Below are 18643 nucleotides of genomic sequence, written 5' to 3' on the forward strand. Positions count from 1 at the left end.
TTTAAGTTGAAGATAGTGATTGCAGATGATCATGCAGTTGTAAGAACTGGATTCTCTATGATTTTGAATTTTCAGGAGGATATGGAAGTTGTTGATACAGCTGCTGAAGGTGTAGAAGCATATAAAAAAGTGATGCAGCACCAACCAGATGTTTTAATTATGGATTTAAGCATGCCTCCTGGTGAGTCAGGGCTTATTGCTACAAGTAAAATTGTAGAAAGCTTTCCTGAAACTAAGATTTTGATTTTAACAATGTATGATGATGAAGAGTATCTATTCCATGTTTTACGAAACGGCGCTAAGGGCTATATTTTAAAAAATGCACCGGATGAGCAACTTATCTCTGCTGTTCGTACTGTTTATCGCGGTGATACGTATATTGATCCAAAAATGACAACTTCATTAGTTAATGAATTTGTTAATAATACAGGTCAAGATGCTAAAAATACAAATGATCCATTTCGTATTTTATCTAAAAGAGAATTAGAGATTCTGCCGTTAATTGCTAAGGGTTATGGAAACAAGGAAATTGCTGAAAAACTGTTTGTGTCAGTTAAAACAGTAGAAGCACATAAAACACATATTATGCAAAAATTGAATTTAAAATCAAAACCTGAACTGGTAGAGTATGCTTTAAAGAAAAAGTTGCTTGATTTTTGATGAATTTTAAGAATCTGTCGATTAAAGACAGGTTCTTTTTTTGGCTTTTAATTGTGGCAGAAATGTGACTATAAACACTGATATGACAAGGTTTGAGGCTGGTAAATATGTATTAGGGAAAAGCCGAATGTTTTAAGGGAAAGCCCTTATGTTCAATCTTTCACACGACCTATAAAATATAAACTATAAGCAGTATCTTAGAATATTAAAAAACTTCGACTCAAAGTAAAAAATGCACTGAGGTACTGCTACTCTTTTTTGATATGAAAATGTTAGGGTGAAAAAAATGAACAAATCAAAAGGCGGTTTACAATTAACAGTCCAAACTTTAAGCTTGGTAGCCGGCTTTATGGTGTGGAGTATTATTGCACCATTAATGCCGATGATCTCGCAGGATATTGACATTACAAGCTCACAAATTTCAATTGTACTTGCAATTCCTGTTATTTTAGGGTCAGTTTTACGTATCCCATTTGGTTATTTAACAAATATTATTGGAGCTAAATGGGTTTTCTTCTCTAGTTTTATCATATTATTATTCCCAATTTTTTTACTTAGCCAAGCACAATCAGTGAATATGCTGATGTTGGCAGGATTCTTTTTGGGTGTAGCTGGAGCTATCTTTTCAGTAGGAGTAACTTCAATTCCTAAATATTTCCCTAAAGATAAAGTAGGATTGGCAAATGGTATTTATGGAATGGGAAATTTAGGAACAGCTGTATCTTCATTCTTAGCACCTCCGATTGCTGGTGTAATAGGGTGGCAATCAACTGTTAGATTATATTTGATTGTAATGGCTGTATTTGCGATTATTATGTTCTTTTTAGGTGATTCAAAAGAACCTAAAGTTAAAATTCCATTAATAGCACAAACAAAAGATTTATTAAAAGACTTAAGAACATATTATTTGAGTTTTTGGTACTTTATTACTTTTGGTTCATTTGTAGCTTTCGGTATCTTTTTACCAAAATACTTAGTCGATCATTATGAACTTACTACAGTAGATGCAGGTATCAGAGCAGGTATCTTCATTGCGATTGCTACATTCTTAAGACCACTCGGTGGTATTATCGGAGACAAAATCGATGCTGTAAAAGCATTGAAAGTAGACTTTACTTTTATGATTATTGGTGCAATCATTTTAGGACTTGCCAATAATATTGTTTTATTCACAGTGGGCTGTTTAACAGTCAGTGTTTGCGCAGGTATCGGAAATGGGCTTGTATTCAAATTGGTGCCACAATACTTCCAAAAAGAAGCAGGGGTTGCAAATGGTATTGTTTCAATGATGGGTGGACTTGGAGGTTTCTTCCCGCCACTTGTGATTACTTATGTAACAAGCGTTACAGGAACAAGCCACTTAGCCTTTATCTTCTTAGCACTATTTGGTGTTTTAGCACTTGGTACAATGTGGCATTTAAGCAAGAAAAATCGTTCGCTTGCATATAAATAAGAACGGTATGGATGAATGAAAAATGTAAATATTAAAAATGTATGGGCCGTCAATCGCAAGGATTGATGGTCCATTATTATTTTGTAAATGAAAGATTTATTGATAATTATCTGATTTATAATAATGAAAGAAAAGGTGGGATAAAAAAATATATTTTTATCCGCAAAAAAAGTCCCGAAACAAGTTCGAGACTTCAAAGTAAAGCATTGCTTTAAACAAGCTATATTTATTATTTTACGGTATCATAATAACGGATATTATCTGAGATTTCTTTTAGATAGAAGTTGCCTTTAGGTTCTACTTCTAATTCTGTTTCAGTATCAAATTCTAGATTGTCGAAGCGATTAAAGAACTCTTCATAATCTTCAACAGAAAGTGCTTTGCGATTATCTAACATTGCTTTATGTGCTTTAATATCAAGATGGTCTTGATAGTTATCTACAAGTGTTGCACTAAAGAATTCACCGACTGATCCTGAACCATAACTAAAGAGGCCGATATTATCGCCGCTGCTTAATTTGTGGTTTTCAAGAAGTGAAATTAAGCTTAAGTATAAAGAACCTGTATAGATATTTCCGACATAGCGGTTATAATCAGTTGCAGATTTATAACCTTCATTTAGTCTTGCTTGTGTATCTTCTGAGGCACTATCTGTTAAAATGGAATCAAGTGCTTTTTGTCCCATTTTTGTAAATGGAACGTGGAAGCATAAAGCAGCAAAGTCAGACAATGTTTTATGATGACGTTTCGCGTATTCGTTCCAACTTTCTTGGAAAGATTTAATGTAAGCATCTTTTGATAATTTACCAGCAACAAGCGGATAAATCTCACCAGATGGACGCCAGAAATCGTAAACGTCTTCTGTATATGCAACTGAATCATCGTGTAATTCAAGGATACTCGGGTTGTGGCTGATAACCATTGCAACAGCACCAGCACCTTGTGTAGGTTCACCGCCGCTATTCAATCCGTAACGTGCAGTATCGCTTGCGATAACTAACACTTTTTCTTTAGGACGTGGTACTAAATAATCTTTTGCTAATTGAATTGCTGGAGTTGCTGCATAGCATGCCTCTTTCATTTCAAAACAACGTGCAAAAGGTTGAATTCCTAAGAGATGATGAATTTGCACAGCAGAAGCTTTTGCAGAATCGATTGCTGATTCTGTTGCAACAATCACCATGGTAATATCTTTCTTATCTTGTTCTGTTAGAATAGGTTGTGCAGCGTTTGCACCCATAGAAACAATGTCTTGAGACACAGGGCTTACAGCCATTTGTGATTGGCCGATGCCGATCAAGAATTTGTTTGGGTCCACACCGCGAGCTTCAGCAAGCTCAGCCATATCTACGTAAAAGTTCGGAATATAAAAATTAAGTTGGTCGATACCAATTGTCATAAATAACCAACATCCTTTCTTGGTATGTTAAATCACTTTAAATCATATCAAAATAAGGCATAGAAATACAATTTTAAATTAGTAGCTAGTGATAAAAAAGGAGATAAAGATTATGAGTAAAATTGCAATTGTCAGTGCTAAACGTACACCAGTAGGTAAATTCAGAGGTAAACTAAGAAATTATTCTGCAGTTCAACTTGGTACAATCGCTTTAGAAGCAGCTATCGATGCAATCGAATTGCCGAAAGATTCAATTGAAAATGTTATTTTCGGTAATGTATTACAAGCTGGGAATGGACAAAATCCAGCACGTCAAATATTAGTCAATGCAGGTTTACCAACTGCAACTCCTGGTATGACTATTAATGAAGTATGTGGTTCTGGTCTGAAAGCAGTCATTTTAGGTAAACAACTGATTCAATTAGGCGAAGCAAAAGTTGTAGCAGTAGGCGGTGTTGAGAGTATGACTAATGCACCTAAATTGCTTATCGAAGGTAAAGAAAAACCTGTGCCTAGCTTTATGCATGATGGTTTGACAGATGCCTTTGAAAATGTGCCTATGGGTATTACAGCAGAACGTATTGCTGATCAATATGAAGTGACTCGTGAACAACAAGATGAATTTGCTGTTAAATCACATCAAAAAGCATACGAAGCGACAAATGCCGGTAAATATAATGAAGAAATGATTCCGCTAAAAGATGCAGATGGAGAAATGATGACAGCAGATGAAGGTATTCGAGGCAACAGTAATGTAGAAAAATTATCTACTTTAGATACTATTTTTAAAGAAGATGGTTCTGTAACTGCGGGTAACGCTTCAAGTATTAATGATGGTGCGTCAGCATTAATTTTAATGGACGAAGATTATGCAAAAGAACATGGTTTTGAAGTGTTAGCCACTCTTGGCGATTATGCAGAAGTAGGTTGTGATCCTGAAATTATGGGTATTGCACCGTTTTATGCTGTAAGCAAGTTACTAGAAAAAACAGGCAAAACAATGAATGATATCGATTTAGTAGAAATGACAGAAGCATTTGCTGTACAAAGTATTGCGGTTAAAGATAACTTGAACATTCCTGATGAAAAACTAAATATTTATGGCGGAGCAGTTGCAATTGGTCATCCTATCGGTGCCAGCGGTGCTCGTTTAGTAACATCGTTAGTAAACGAACTTCATCAAGAAAATAAACAAAACGGTATCGCAACAGCTTGTATCGGCGGAGGCTTAGGTATCGCATTAGCAGTTGAAAAAGGAGAATAATTTGTTATGAAAGCATTGGGGAAAGATTTCAGACATTTATCAAGAAAAGATAAATTGCAACGTTTAGAAGAAAACGGATGGATTTCAAAAGAAAGCAGACAAGAATTATGGGATTATCCTTTACTTTCTGAAGAAGTTGCAGATAGTTTAATTGAAAACGTCATTACACAAGGGGCTTTGCCAGTAGGTTTGCTTCCAGATATTGAAGTAGACGGTAAACATTATGCAGTACCGATGATGGTGGAAGAACCTTCTGTAGTTGCGGCTGCTAGTTATGGGGCAAAACTTGTTAATAAAACGGGTGGTTTCCATGTTGAGTCAAGTGAACGCTTAATGATTGGACAAATTGTTTTTATGGATGTTGAACAACCTGACAAATTATCAGAGCAGCTTTTAGAAAAAGAAGCGCAAATTCATCAAATAGCAGATACGGCTTATCCTTCTGTTTTAAAAAGAGGTGGCGGTTATCAAAAAATTGATGTAGATACTTTCTCAGAAGAACAACTAGTGTCTTTAAAGGTATACATTGATACAAAAGATGCGATGGGTGCTAATATGATGAATACTATTTTAGAAGGTATTTCAGGCTTTTTAAAAGGTGAATGGCCGGATATCAATGTTTTGATGAGTATTTTATCTAATCATGCGACAGCATCAGTTGTACGTGTTTCTGGAGAAATAGACATTGCGGATTTAGCGCGTGGAGATATGGATGGAGCAGAAACAGCACGTCGATTAGAAGCAGCATCTGTTTTAGCTTATGTAGATCCTTATCGCGCAGTTACACACAATAAGGGCGTTATGAACGGTATTCATGCAGTAGTTTTGGCAACAGGCAATGATACACGCAGTGCTGAAGCAAGTGCACATGCTTATGCCTGTAAAGAAGGACAGTACCGCAGTATGACTAAATGGGAATACTTACCAAGCAAAGAACGCCTTCGCGGTACTATTGAAATACCAATGACGCTTGCGACAGTAGGGGGCGGAACAAAAGTAGTTCCGATTGCCCGCTTAGCACAAGAACTTTTACATGTAGAATCAGCCAAAGAATTAGGTGAAGTAGCAGCAGCAGTAGGATTAGCACAAAACTTTTCAGCTTGTCGTGCATTAGTATCTGAAGGTATTCAAGAAGGGCATATGAGTCTTCAATATAAGTCATTAGCAATTGTAGCAGGTGCTAAAGGCGATGAAATTGAAAAGGTTGCAGATGCATTAAAAACAGCAGATACAGCTAATATGGCAAAAGCCGAAGAAATTCTTGAAGATTTAAGAAAATAACATAATTAAAGAACCCCTTGACTAGCAATACTAGGTTCAAGGGGTTCTAATTTTATCTGATTTAAATATCCATTTCAGTTTGATTAATCAATTGAAATGTTAGAGCTTACTGAAGAATCTGTAGTACGTTTAGGCAATTTGACAGTTAAAACGCCATCTCTATATTGCGCTGTGATTTCATCGCTTTTAATATTGCTGAATGAGAATTCACGTTTAACACTGTTATCACTACGTTCTCTTTGAATCACACGGCCTTCTTCATCTTCTGTACGACTTTCAATTGAACGTTTTGCACTTATAATCAAAGTACCTTCATCGTAAGATAGGTTAATATCTTTTTTCTCAAAGCCTGGTAAATCTGCTTTTAAGATATATTGGTTATTTTTTTCGCTAATATCTGTTTTTACAGGATTGATTGTAGGGATTTGATCTATAAATTGACGTCCGAATTCTTTGAACAAATCTGTTGGTTTACTTTCAAAAGCCATCATATCTCTCCTTTAATCATTTTGATTTAAAAACCTTGCTTTATTTAAATTTTACCCTGTGATAAGGATACATAATCTTACTGAATATGAAGTAAGGTTCTTGTGATGATTATACCACGATACTAAAAGGATAGATAATTTCAGCTACTTCATTGCTATTCTTTTGAAAAGTTATCTACGATGAATTTAGAGAGGATAGATTTAATTGTTTTTGCATCTTCAAAAGAGACATCTAAACCGCTGAAAACTTCTTTAGAAATATCAGAAATTTCATATCTGGTATCTATACCTTTTTGTGTAAGTGCAACTTTTAAATTGCGTTCATCATCTTCTTCTCTTTTTCTTGTAACGAGTTCTTTCTTTTCAAGTTTCTTAAGCAATGGAGTCAATGTACCTGAATCTAAAAATACACGTTTGCCTAATGTTTTAATATTTAAGGTCTCATGCTCTTCCAATGCTAAAAGTACAATATATCCTGTATAAGTTAAATCATACTTTTTCAAGTAAGGGCTATATCTCTTGATAATCTCTTTTGATGAAACATAGAATAAAAAACATAATTGTTTTTCTAAAAAACTGTTGTTTTCGTACAATTAAATCACTCCTTATTAAAAACCACGATATTATGAACGGTTTCAGTTGTCAAGAACGAAACAAATAAATGTAATTGTTTCTTTTATTTATATTTGAATTTAAATTCTTAATAATATACCTCTAATGCTAAAAGCCAAACATTATTTATATGGAATGCATTTGGTTTATAAGGTGATATATTAAAAGGAAACGAAACGGAATTGTTTATTTAAGAAGACTAGTTTTAAAACCATTTTAACTTACGACAATTTTGTTACAATTGGGACAAAATAGTTACTAAATTCAGCGAAATCATTCATAATTGTAAAGATAGAGTGAATGCAGGCATAGTATCGCATCATATCGCGAAAAGGAGTCATAAGAAAAATGAAGAAGAAAAGAATATTACCACTTATATTGATTTTAATCGGCTCTCTTATTTTAGCGACCTTATTCTTTTTTGGGTTAAAAATATATCAAGGTAAGCAAAATCTAAAATTAGTGGATCAATACATTACAGAGCATCATTTAGATAATAAGATTAAGTCAGAGAAGAAAAAGTTTAATGCAAAAGATGGCGTTTATTATAAAGAAGTTGTCTTTACAGATGAACCAGACAAAACTTATGTAATTCAACCAATGGGCACTTCACGTGGATTATTTGCGCAAGCTTTCGATACACAAACCAAAAAACATCTAAAAAAAGCGAAACATAATTTCTTTGATGACAATTATAAGCTTAAATAACCTATTAAGTATGTTAAAATAAATGTGATTAAGACATTAAACACGATAAGTAGTGTTTAGTGTCTTCTTTGCGTTAAACAAAAGTTCTATAACTTAAAGGTCGATGAATCGATTTAATGACATTTTCATCAACTTTACCATAATGTGATTAATATCACCCAAAATGGTTATAACACCTTTAGTATCAGCATAGAGAAATAACATGATAGGAGGGACAGTATGGCACACAGAAATCAAAAACGGTGGCCGGGATTTGTTTTAGTAATCGTAGGAGCAATATTTTGGGGTGTCGGGGGAACGGTTTCCCAATGGTTATTTGAAAATAAACATTTACCGGTAACTTGGTTTGTAGGTGTGAGATTATTAGTATCTGGTTTACTCTTAATTCTTACTTCATTTTTCTTAGAAGGTAAGAAAACAATTACAATTTGAACAGATAAAAAAGCCGTAATAAAATTAATTGTGTATTCGCTCTTGGGTATGCTGGGTGTGCAATATTGTTTCATGGCAACAATTCATTATGGTAATGCAGCCGTAGCTACATTGCTGCAATATTTAGGTCCAGTTATCATTATTTTATATCTTGTTGCAACTAAAGTTATTAACTTTAAATGGAAAGAAGGTATCGCAGTTACATTAGCGTTGGGCGGTACATTCTTGTTATTAACAAATGGTTCACTTGCAACATTGTCAGTACCTATGCCAGCAATTGTTTGGGGACTGATGTCGGCTTTTGCAATGGCCTTTTATACAATATATCCAGTTCAGTTATTAGCTAAATGGGGAACTGTGAATGTAGTTGGTTGGGCTATGTTTATAGCAGGTATTTTCTTAAACTTCTTACATCCGATTTGGCAAGTTGATACGTCGAATTGGGATTTAAAAGTACTGATTTATATATTTATTTCAGTTATTTTAGGAACAATGTTTGCGTTCTGGCTCTTCATTTCTAGTTTGAATTATCTATATCCTCAAGAGGCCAGTGTACTAGGAACAATAGAACCATTAACTGCGATATTATTATCAGTAGTATGGTTAGGTGTATCTTTCGGTATTTGGCAAGTTGCAGGTGTAGGTTGTATTGTATTGATGGTCATATTCTTAGCTGTCGTCAAAGATTAATAGTGTGTATCTCATAATTAGGATAGAAAGTTATAAGTTGCCTTTTAACACTAATTACACTAATTCATATTTTCTTTTTAATCATTTAGTGTAATATTAGGTTGAACTTTTAATTTTTTCTATCCTAATTATTTATTTTCTGATATAATTAAACAATGTCAGAAAAAGGGGAGATGCATCAATGGCTTTATTTAAGCGAAAAATTAGTTTACCAATGCAGGTTATGATTGCACTGGTTCTTGGCGTTGTTGTAGGACTATTATTATATGGACATAAAGATATAGCGAACTATATCCAGCCGCTTGGTGACATATTTTTAAACTTAATTAAAATGATTGTCATTCCAGTAGTATTTTGTTCACTGGCATTATCAATATCAGGTGTTGGTGAATCTAAAACAGTTGGGCGATATGGTTTGAAAACAATTGTATATTTTGAAATTATAACAACAATTGCAATTGCTTTAGGTGTATTGTTTGCTAATTTATTTAAACCGGGGACGGGCTTAGATCCAAACAAATTACCTAAAGGTGATATTTCAAAATATGAATCATCAGCACATGCTGCTGAACATTCTACATATGGTAATCATTTTATCGATACAATTGTAAACATTATTCCAACGAACTTTTTCGAAGCATTATCCAAAGGTGAATTGCTTCCGATTATCTTCTTCGCAGTATTCTTCGGTTTAGGTATTGCGGCAATCGGTGAAAAAGGTAAACCTGTCAAAGATTTCTTAGGCGGTGTGTTGGAAGCGACATTCTGGATGATTAATAAAATTTTAAAACTCGCTCCATTAGGCGTATTTGCATTTATTTGTGTAACAATAATGACATTTGGTGCTTCAGCATTAATTCCGTTATTAAAACTTGTACTTGTTGTAGTCGGCGCAATGATATTCTTTGTAGTCGTTGTATTAGGAATTGTAGCGAAATTAGCTGGCACAAGTGTATTTGATATTATAAAAGTATTAAAAAGCGAAATCTTACTTGCCTTTTCAACATCAAGTTCTGAAGCAGTATTACCAGTAATGATGCAGAAAATGGAAAGATTTGGATCGCCAAAAGATATTACATCTTTTGTTATCCCGATTGGTTATACTTTCAACTTAGACGGATCTGCATTATACCAATCAATTGCAGCATTATTCGTAGCACAAATGTACGGCATTCATTTAAGTTTACCTGAGCAACTAGTCTTAATCTTTACTTTAATGATTACTTCTAAAGGTATGGCAGCTGTACCAGGTACTTCAATTGTTGTTTTATTAACAACATTAGGTTCTATGGGATTACCAGCAGCCGGACTTGCATTGATTATCGGTGTGGACCGTATTTTAGATATGGTACGTACTTGTGTTAACGTAGTAGGTAACGCTTTATCTACAGTAGTAATTGCTAAATGGGAAGGCGTATTTGACAAAGAACAAAACAAAGATTATTTAAATTCTATTTAAGCAAATTAAAAAAATAGCGAAGACTTCGGTCTTACGCACAATTAAACTTTCTGACATAATTTATATTCTATGAGGTACTAGTCGTATTTTTGACTAGTGCCTTTTTAAATTGAAAAAAAGCTGGAACAATCAAATGTTCCAACTTAGATAAAATTATATTTGATTAGTGATCCATGTGCATACCTTTCATGTCATGAATTTTCATCATTAACCCATGAGGAATATCATCATGTTTAACTACTTTTTTCTTACTGAACTCATCAGAACCTTCTTTTTTAACTAGCATAACAAATTGGCCTTTTTCAGGTTTGAAATTGTCATCTGTTTTAATGTGTACGTCTTTTTCAACTTTTTGGTCTTTTTCACGTACCATTTTTTCTACAGTGTGATTATCTTTCATGATACCGTAATATGTATCTTTTTTACCAGAAGACATCATCATAATGACTAAAACAACACAAATTACTGCCATTACAGCGATTAGTGTGAAGCCTAAAGCTTTTTTATTTTTCATTTTTTTGCTCCTTTCTCTTTATAGTTAGTTATACATAAAATATCTTAAGAATGCAATGAGAAGTGATTATATTAAAAGAAGACTTTGTTACAATAGAGAGGATATACGAGAAAGGAAGGCGTTTAAAATGAACATCATTGTATATTGCGGAGCAAGTGAAGGAAATAACCCAGTTTATAAAGAAGCTGCTGAATCGCTTGGTAAGTGGATGGCCAAACAAAATTATGGATTAGTTTTCGGTGGTGGAAAAGTAGGGTTGATGGGAACATTAGCAGATACTGTGAAAGTAAATGGCGGTCATGCAATCGGTATTATGCCGCAATTTTTAGCAGATCGAGAAATCGCACACGAAGGTCTGGATGAATTGATTATTGTAGATTCTATGGCAGAACGTAAAGCAGCAATGCTTGAACGGGGAAACGTTTGTTTAGCACTGCCAGGAGGCCCTGGAACGTTGGAAGAAATAACTGAAATGGTATCGTGGTCTCGTATTGGCCAAAATAATAACCCATGTGTATTTTGGAATGTAAATGGTTATTACGATAAAATACAAGCATTTTATAATCAGATGGTAGAAGAAGGTTTTTTATCAGAAGATGATAGAAATTTAATGTGTTTTACAAATGATTATGAGGAGTTAATCCAATTTGTAGAGCATTATCACTCACCGAACATACGTCAATATTAAAAATATCGCATCACATTCCATTCATAAGCGAATGTGATGCGATATTTTAAGTTCAAAGTTTGCCGCGTCTCCATAAGAGAATGAAAACGACAGTTACTAGAACTAAAGAAATACATAATGTGACAATCCATGAGATTGGACTGTGGTCATTAATCGGCAGTGGAACATTCATCCCGAAGAAGCTGAAGACCAATGTCGGTAATGTAAGAAAAACAGTGAAGAGTGTCAAAGTTTTCATAATAGTATTCATATCATTTGATAAAAGCGATTCATAAGACGTTGTAATACTCTCTAAGATACGTGTATGCAATTCAGTTGTTTCAATAGCTTGGTTTGTTTCGACAAATAAATCTTCAATTAAATCCTCATCTTCTTCAAAGCGCTTAATCGGAGGTAATTTAAATAGTCTTTTAAACACATCTTCATTACCTTTAAGTGCTGCCAAGAAGTAGACCAAACTTTTTTCAACTTCCATTAAATTATAAAGTTGTTTATTCGTTACCGATTTTTTTAAATCACGTTCGATACGTAAACGGGACTTATTCAGTAATCTCAAATTACGGTTATAATGATTCGATACTGTGACAAGAATGTTTAAAGCAAGTTGACTGCGATAGTGCAAATTATTGCCAGGTTTTGTAAAGTGTTCTAAAAAATCAACATCATGATCACATACAGTAATTAAGCGGCCATGTCCAATTACGATACCCAGTGGAATTGTCATGAAAGATAATATCTTATGGTTATTTTTATTTACGATAGGAATATCGATAATAATTAATGAATACCCCGTTTCATCATCAAATTCAACACGGGCACTTTCATCAGCATCCAAGGGGTCCTTAAGGAAATCTTCGGGTATATTAAATTTTTCAATCAATGTTTCCACTTCTTCGCGGCTCGGTTCAATCATATTAATCCATAGCCCTTCGTCTAAGGAAGTTGTGTGGATATCTTGATGAATATTATGCTTATATGCAGTTATCATTGAGGGAACTCCCTTTCTAAAATTTGAATTGATTTTTAAAAAATATAAATTAGTTTACAATATAGGATAACGCTTTGCTTAATCTAATAAATATACGCTTAATTATAGTACCATAATTTAATTATTTGTGTAGTCTAACTTGAAAGGGAGTGCCAGCAGTGGCGACAACAATTCAGTATTTAATCAGAATGATTTCCAATGAAATGAAAATAAAAGCAGATCGCTTATTAGAACCTTATGGGATTACACAAGAACAAGCTCAAATTTTGCGCTTTATTTTTGAACACGAATCAAAAGCAATTACTCAAAATGATTTAATAGAAACATTCAATCTAAAAGGCGCAACAGTAAGCAGCACACTGACAAGTTTGAAAAAAAGAAAATTAATAGAACATTTTGTGGATGAAGCAGACACTAGAAAAAAACTTGTAGGTCTTAGTCGCACAGCTTATAAAGAAGTTCGAGATATTATTGAAGTTTTGAATAGAGTAGAAGCTGTGATTTTTGAAGGAATACCTGAGGCTGACCGAGATGCCTTGAAATCTATATTAATAACGATGCATGATAATTTGCAAGAACTTGATGAAATGTAAACATTATGTGTCAATCGTCTGACTATATGAAATGAGCTTTCTGAAAAGCTGTATATCATATATAATATGAATTGATATAGAGGAGGAACTGTTATGCGCAGAATATTATATACATTTTTGACTTATACCATTATTGGTTTACTAAGCGGCGTATATTATCGTGAGCTGACAAAAGCTTATGATTTTACAGGTGATACACAACTTGTAGTAGTACATACACATACATTAATGTTAGGTATGTTTATGTTCTTGATTTTAATTGTTTTTGAAAAACTTTTCCAACTAAGTAAATATTATTTGTTTAATTGGTTCTACTATGTTTATAACATTGGTGTGGTAGTCACAGTTGGTATGATGGCTATTAAAGGTACAATGCAGGTAGTTGGTGCACATGTTTCACCAGGACTTGCAGGTATTGCAGGGCTTGGACATATGACATTATCTGCCGGCTTCATTATTTTATTCTTTTTATTGAAGAAAGCAATTCTTACTGATCCGATTGATGGGAAGCCATATCAAAATCAAAAATAAGATTTAAAGCGTATCACTTAATTTAGTGATATGCTTTTTTGTTTTTGGAATGGAAAGGGTGCTAAACAAGAGAAAGTGTTGTAAAATATAGTTGAGAATAATTTTCAATTAAAAAATGTTTCTAGATAGATAATTGGAGGATAAAATTATGAAAGATGTTACGATTATCGGCGGCGGTCCAGCTGGTTTATATGCAAGTTTTTATGCTGGCCTGCGTGGTATGTCGGTGCGTTTAATAGATGTTCAAGATAAATTAGGCGGCAAGATGCAGTTGTATCCTGAAAAAATCATTTGGGATATCGGTGGCATCGGACCTAAACCATGTTACCAAATCATTAAAGATATGATTGAACAAGGTTTGCATTTTCAACTGGAAGTTAATTTAGAAACACGTGTGACAAATATTGAAAAACTAGGCGAACGTCATTTCAAGATTACGACAGACAAAGATGAAGTATTTGAATCGAAGTCAGTAATTATTGCAGTTGGCGGAGGAATTATTAATCCTAAACCACTCGATATTAAAGATGCTGAACGTTATCAAATTTCTAACTTACACTACGTTGTTCAGAAACTTTCACGCTTCTCAGGGAAAAAAGTAGTGATTTCTGGAGCAGGCAATGCAGCACTTGATTGGGCTTGCGATATTGCACCTTATGCTGAAAGTGTGAGACTTGTTTATCGAAAAGATAAAATGAAAGGCTATGAAGGAACACAAGCTAAATTATGCGATAAAGGTGTCATGCTTCATCCGAGCTCTCAAATCACAGCATTAATTGGTGATGATAATCATGAAAAAATTAAAGAAATCGTACTTGAGAATAGCGAAACAGGTGAAGCAGAGACAATACCTGTTGATGAAGTAATTATTAGCCATGGGTTTGATATTGAAAATCCTTTGTTAGAAGAAGCTGCAACACAATTAGAAATGGAAAATGAATATCAAATAAAAGGACAAGGCAATACTCAAACAAGTATTAATGGTATATTTGCATGCGGTGATATAATCCATCATGGTGCTAAAGCACATTTAATTGCAAGTGCCTTCAGTGACGCCGGTAACGCTGCAAACTTGGCAAAAAAATATATTGAACCTGAAGCGGCTGAAGAGGGGTATGTATCAAGTCATAACGAAATATTCAAAGAAGAAAATAAAGAGATTATTGAAAAGTATAATCAAGAATAAACATTTAAAAGAGCCCGTAGGAAGAATAAGTTTCTGCGGGTTTAGTCTTTTAATATAAAAAGAAAGTGCTATCTTCAATAAAATGAAAATAGCACTTTTTTAGTTTTTAACTATTTTATTTATGGCGATCTAAGTTAGCTGATGTTGCAGAAGTACGTGCACGTAATTCTGCTTCGATTTCTTCTAAGCTGCGTCCGCGTGTTTCTGGTAAGTATTTAACCACGAAGAAGAGTGCGCCGATACCGATGGCAGCAAAGATTAAGAATACACCTTGAGTCGGCATTACTGCTGTTAGCATTGGGAAGAATTGAGCAACTAATAGACTTCCGATTGAAAGAACTAATGCTGCAATACCTGTTGCTGCTCCACGTGCACGCATAGGGAACAACTCTGGCAACATTACCCATAATACAGGTCCCCATGAAATACCGAAGAAAATGATAAAGATTGTTAGACAGATAATGCTGACCCATGCAGATGATTGCACACCCATCGACCAGATTAAAATAGCCATAATCACTAATGAAGCAACCATGCCGATATTACCGATTACCAATAATTTTTTACGATCAATTTTATCAATAATCATGATGGCTACGATTGTCACTAAAACGTTAACTATACCGATACCTACTGTACCAAGTATCGAAGCTGAGTCTCCTAATCCTGCTTTAGTAAAAATTTTCGGTGCGTAGTAGATAATCGCATTAATACCAATGATTTGTTGGAATAATGCAAAGACACTGCCGATAATTAAAGTAGGACGTAACCAAGGTGATTTTAATACATTCCAAGTACTTTCGGAAATCGCATTGATTTCTTTCATTTCTGCAATTTCTTTATCGATTTCATTTGCTGGGAATGTCAGTTGCATTACCTTTCTAGCTGCTTTTTCACCACGGTGTTCTAAAAGCCATCTTGGGCTTTCCGGCATAAAAGCAACACCGATTAATAATATTAAAGAAGGTACGACTGCTAATCCAAGCATCCATCTCCAACCTTCAATACCTGCAAATGCATAATTGATCAAGTATGAAGATAAAATACCGATTGTAATCATTAATTGGTTCAATGAACTTAAAGAACCGCGTGAATCTGTCGGTGCCATTTCTGATAAATAAACGGGTACGATTGCTGTAGAACCTCCGACTGCAAGTCCGATAACAATTCGACCCAATACTAAGAATGGCATAGATGGTGCAAATGCTAAGATTAAAGCACCGACGATATAGACGATTGCGATAACAAACACAACGCGTCGGCGACCAAGTTTATCAGAAGCAGGTCCGCTAAGTGCAGAACCTGCGATGGCGCCAATTAACATTGATGACACAACAAGTCCTTCAGTAGTACTTGTTAAGTGTATATCTTTTCCGATAAATAATAATGCGCCTGAGATAATTCCCATGTCATAGCCGTATAATAAACCGCCTAATGCTCCTAGGAAAAAGATGAGGCTTTTGTTAAAATTTTTCCCCATAAGTAAACCTCCAGTATATTGAATTCAGATTAAGTATACGCTTTCATAAAATTAAAGTAAATATCATTTTAATGTGTGGATAATAATTATATTATTTAGAATTAAAAGTAAAATCGGTTTGATTCAGAAAAATTTGCTGATGTTTTTCTATTAAAAAATACCATCCCTTCAAAAGAAGAGATGGTATCATATGCCATTAATTTTCAGCATTAATCTTTACAACATAACGTCCGGTTACTTGATGAGATAATACATTTTCAATTGCTTCAGGCAACTCTTTAAAATCAATGGTATTTTTAATCGTATGCAATTGTTCAGGTTTCAAGTCTGTTGCTAAACGGCGCCAGATTTGTTTGCGTAAGAGCATCGGCGTTTCAACTGAATCAACGCCTAATAAATTATTACCGCGTAAGATGAAAGGTAACACTGTTGCATTGAATTCAATACCACCGGTGTTTCCAATTAATGCAACGCTGCCTCTGATTTGCAAATGTTTCAAAACATCGCCGACATGGCTGCCGCCTACTGGATCAACTACTGCTTGCCATTCACGTTTGCCGAGCGGCTTGTCAGATGTCTCTTCTAAACGAGGTACAATTTCTTTAGCACCTAAGGATTTTAAGTAATCTGCTGCTTCATTGTTGCCAGTGCTTGCAACGACTTTATAACCAATATTGCTTAACATCATAACAGCTAGACTACCGACGCCGCCGCTTGCCCCACGAACTAAAATAGGCGCGCCTTCAACAGTTAATCCGTTATCTTCTAATTTTTGAATAGCTAAAGCAGCAGTATAACCAGCAGTACCATAAATCATTGCCTCTTCTAATGTTAAATCTTTAGGAAGTGGAACAATCCACTCTTCTTTCACTTTCGCTAGTTCACTAAAGCCTCCGTGATGTGAGACCCCCAAATCATAACTTGTCACAATCACTTTATCGCCTGGTTTATGTGCAGAAGAATTAGATTCTACAACTGTACCTGCTAAATCGATACCAGGAATAATAGGATACTCTTTTACAACGCCAGCTCCCTTAGCTGCTGCGAGCGCATCTTTGAAGTTGATGCTTGTATAAGCCACACGAACTAATACGTCTCCCTCATTCAATTCCTCTATAGATAAATCTTTGAAAGATGAAGATACTTTCCCTTCAACTTTATCTGAAAAATAAGCTTGGAATGTCTCTGTCATATATATTGATTCCTTTCGATAGATTAAACTAAAAAAATTTTAACACGTAAAAAAGTCGACAACAACCAAGAGAATTTCTGACATCTAATGAACATAAAAGGTATATAAGAACTAAAGATTAAAAGAATATTAACAATTTTAATGTTTATAAAATATAATGGAAGTGAATAGTTTAATAAGGAATAAAAAAGATATATGACATGAGGAGGAAAACCAATGAAAAAGTTATTTGCCGGCATTTTAACGTTAATGTTAGTGCTCGCTGCTTGTGGTAACGATGACAACAAAAAAGAAGACGCCAACAAAGATAAGAATAAAACTACACAAGAAAGCGACAGCAGTAAAAAAACTGATAGTAAAGACAACAAAGACAAAGATAAGAATAGCAAAGATGAGAATAGTAAGGACAGCACTTCTAAAGATTCTAAATCAGATGAAAATAATGCATCATCATCTTCTGACAACAGCAGTTCTGATAACGCTGCAACAAATAATGATTCAAACGGTACTTCAAATTCAGCAGATAATACATCTTCTGATAATAATGCTGATAACCAATCGCAAAATAATCAACAAGTAACTAACAACGGCAGCAGCCAAAATCAGACAAATCAAAATGGAAACAGTGCAGATACAACAAGTGCGAGTGCGGATGGAAACCAAAATGCTAATACAACTCAAACAGGTTATGTAGCACCGTATCAAAGCCAAAATGCTGTACCAGCAGCACGCAATATTGTGCAGGCACCATCTAACAACCAAGATGCTTTAAGAAATTTACCTAATTTCCCACAATCATTAAATACAGCCCAAAACGCAGCGAATTCTTTAAATGGCCAACAAAATGCATACAATGATTATGGTATTGATAGCCTTGGCAATGGAACTTATTCTTATGTATTCAGTTTTGCAAATCAAGCGAACCCTGGAACATACACAATTGTCAGTGTAAATCAAAAGGGTGAAGCAAGTGTTCTTGATCCAGCTTATAATGGTCAACAGTAAGTGAATATAGTAAAAAACTC

Annotated in this window: 19 protein-coding genes and 1 pseudogene; 13 read left to right on the forward strand and 7 right to left on the reverse strand. The window is 34.4% G+C overall.

Annotated elements, in window-relative coordinates:
• Nucleotides 1–6 precede the first annotated feature (6 nt).
• Both nreC and A4G25_RS10705 read left to right on the forward strand, forming a co-directional pair.
• On the forward strand, nucleotides 7–660 hold the full coding sequence (nreC, locus tag A4G25_RS10700; RefSeq protein ID WP_047131527.1) for a nitrate respiration regulation response regulator NreC: 654 nt from the start codon (nucleotides 7–9) through the stop codon (nucleotides 658–660).
• A 286-nt stretch (nucleotides 661–946) separates the two neighbouring features.
• Nucleotides 947–2113 carry a nitrate/nitrite transporter gene (locus A4G25_RS10705; protein WP_047131526.1) on the forward strand — a complete coding sequence of 389 codons (1167 nt, stop codon included), beginning with the start codon at nucleotides 947–949 and terminating at the stop codon, nucleotides 2111–2113.
• A gap of 229 nt (nucleotides 2114–2342) precedes the next feature.
• Here the strand turns inward: A4G25_RS10705 and A4G25_RS10710 are convergent, their stop codons facing one another.
• The gene (locus A4G25_RS10710) at nucleotides 2343–3512 is read right to left on the reverse strand and encodes a hydroxymethylglutaryl-CoA synthase (RefSeq protein ID WP_047131525.1); all 1170 of its coding nucleotides are present in this window, start codon (nucleotides 3510–3512) and stop codon (nucleotides 2343–2345) included.
• A gap of 112 nt (nucleotides 3513–3624) precedes the next feature.
• Here A4G25_RS10710 and A4G25_RS10715 point away from each other — a divergent pair, with 112 nt between their 5' ends.
• Both A4G25_RS10715 and A4G25_RS10720 read left to right on the forward strand, forming a co-directional pair.
• A complete protein-coding gene (locus A4G25_RS10715) occupies nucleotides 3625–4776 on the forward strand; it encodes a thiolase family protein (protein ID WP_047131524.1) in 1152 nt (383 codons plus the stop codon).
• Between the two features lie 6 nt (nucleotides 4777–4782).
• A complete protein-coding gene (locus A4G25_RS10720; RefSeq protein ID WP_047131523.1) occupies nucleotides 4783–6057 on the forward strand; it encodes a hydroxymethylglutaryl-CoA reductase, degradative in 1275 nt (424 codons plus the stop codon).
• Between the two features lie 83 nt (nucleotides 6058–6140).
• Here A4G25_RS10720 and A4G25_RS10725 read toward each other — a convergent pair whose 3' ends face one another.
• Nucleotides 6141–6545 carry an Hsp20/alpha crystallin family protein gene (locus tag A4G25_RS10725; protein WP_047131522.1) on the reverse strand — a complete coding sequence of 135 codons (405 nt, stop codon included), beginning with the start codon at nucleotides 6543–6545 and terminating at the stop codon, nucleotides 6141–6143.
• Between the two features lie 155 nt (nucleotides 6546–6700).
• On the reverse strand, nucleotides 6701–7138 hold the full coding sequence (locus tag A4G25_RS10730; RefSeq protein ID WP_047131521.1) for a MarR family winged helix-turn-helix transcriptional regulator: 438 nt from the start codon (nucleotides 7136–7138) through the stop codon (nucleotides 6701–6703).
• 367 nt (nucleotides 7139–7505) lie between these two features.
• Between A4G25_RS10730 and A4G25_RS10735 the strand changes: the two genes are divergently transcribed.
• The 4 genes and pseudogenes from A4G25_RS10735 (at nucleotide 7506) to A4G25_RS10745 (ending at nucleotide 10446) form a co-directional block, all read left to right on the forward strand.
• Complete coding sequence (locus tag A4G25_RS10735) at nucleotides 7506–7865, forward strand: DUF3139 domain-containing protein (protein ID WP_047131520.1); 360 nt, start codon at nucleotides 7506–7508, stop codon at nucleotides 7863–7865.
• Nucleotides 7866–8084: 219 nt separating this feature from the next.
• Nucleotides 8085–8471 (forward strand): annotated as a pseudogene (locus A4G25_RS13350) (DMT family transporter); the annotation flags it as partial.
• 132 nt (nucleotides 8472–8603) lie between these two features.
• Nucleotides 8604–8987 (forward strand): EamA family transporter, encoded by a 384-nt coding sequence (locus A4G25_RS13355; RefSeq protein ID WP_335339493.1) that lies wholly within the window; start codon nucleotides 8604–8606, stop codon nucleotides 8985–8987.
• A gap of 181 nt (nucleotides 8988–9168) precedes the next feature.
• A complete protein-coding gene (locus A4G25_RS10745) occupies nucleotides 9169–10446 on the forward strand; it encodes a cation:dicarboxylate symporter family transporter (RefSeq protein ID WP_047131519.1) in 1278 nt (425 codons plus the stop codon).
• A gap of 163 nt (nucleotides 10447–10609) precedes the next feature.
• Here the strand turns inward: A4G25_RS10745 and A4G25_RS10750 are convergent, their stop codons facing one another.
• Nucleotides 10610–10960 (reverse strand): DUF4889 domain-containing protein, encoded by a 351-nt coding sequence (locus A4G25_RS10750; RefSeq protein ID WP_047131518.1) that lies wholly within the window; start codon nucleotides 10958–10960, stop codon nucleotides 10610–10612.
• 127 nt (nucleotides 10961–11087) lie between these two features.
• Between A4G25_RS10750 and A4G25_RS10755 the strand changes: the two genes are divergently transcribed.
• Entirely contained in the window at nucleotides 11088–11648 is a 561-nt protein-coding gene (locus A4G25_RS10755) for an LOG family protein (RefSeq protein WP_047131517.1), read from the forward strand.
• Between the two features lie 52 nt (nucleotides 11649–11700).
• Here A4G25_RS10755 and A4G25_RS10760 read toward each other — a convergent pair whose 3' ends face one another.
• Nucleotides 11701–12636, reverse strand: coding sequence for a magnesium transporter CorA family protein (locus A4G25_RS10760; RefSeq protein ID WP_047131516.1), 936 nt, complete (start codon nucleotides 12634–12636; stop codon nucleotides 11701–11703).
• 158 nt (nucleotides 12637–12794) lie between these two features.
• On the opposite strand from A4G25_RS10760, the gene A4G25_RS10765 reads away from it, so the two are divergent.
• The 3 genes from A4G25_RS10765 (at nucleotide 12795) to A4G25_RS10775 (ending at nucleotide 14946) form a co-directional block, all read left to right on the forward strand.
• The gene (locus tag A4G25_RS10765; RefSeq protein WP_052766739.1) at nucleotides 12795–13229 is read left to right on the forward strand and encodes a MarR family winged helix-turn-helix transcriptional regulator; all 435 of its coding nucleotides are present in this window, start codon (nucleotides 12795–12797) and stop codon (nucleotides 13227–13229) included.
• A gap of 93 nt (nucleotides 13230–13322) precedes the next feature.
• Nucleotides 13323–13760: a DUF2871 domain-containing protein gene (locus tag A4G25_RS10770; RefSeq protein ID WP_047131515.1), complete on the forward strand. Its 438-nt coding sequence runs from the start codon at nucleotides 13323–13325 to the stop codon at nucleotides 13758–13760.
• Nucleotides 13761–13908: 148 nt separating this feature from the next.
• The gene (locus tag A4G25_RS10775; protein WP_047131514.1) at nucleotides 13909–14946 is read left to right on the forward strand and encodes an NAD(P)/FAD-dependent oxidoreductase; all 1038 of its coding nucleotides are present in this window, start codon (nucleotides 13909–13911) and stop codon (nucleotides 14944–14946) included.
• Nucleotides 14947–15061: 115 nt separating this feature from the next.
• On the opposite strand, the gene glcP is transcribed toward A4G25_RS10775, so the two are convergent.
• Nucleotides 15062–16426 (reverse strand): glucose transporter GlcP, encoded by a 1365-nt coding sequence (gene glcP / locus A4G25_RS10780; protein ID WP_047131513.1) that lies wholly within the window; start codon nucleotides 16424–16426, stop codon nucleotides 15062–15064.
• Nucleotides 16427–16622: 196 nt separating this feature from the next.
• Nucleotides 16623–17618, reverse strand: a complete 996-nt coding sequence (locus tag A4G25_RS10785; RefSeq protein WP_047131512.1) for an NADPH:quinone oxidoreductase family protein — start codon at nucleotides 17616–17618, stop codon at nucleotides 16623–16625.
• Between the two features lie 216 nt (nucleotides 17619–17834).
• Here A4G25_RS10785 and A4G25_RS10790 point away from each other — a divergent pair, with 216 nt between their 5' ends.
• On the forward strand, nucleotides 17835–18623 hold the full coding sequence (locus A4G25_RS10790) for a hypothetical protein (protein ID WP_047131511.1): 789 nt from the start codon (nucleotides 17835–17837) through the stop codon (nucleotides 18621–18623).
• The last annotated feature ends 20 nt before the right edge of the window (nucleotides 18624–18643 follow it).

Origin of the sequence: Staphylococcus condimenti, from assembly GCF_001618885.1 — a bacterium.
GTDB lineage: Bacteria > Bacillota > Bacilli > Staphylococcales > Staphylococcaceae > Staphylococcus > Staphylococcus condimenti.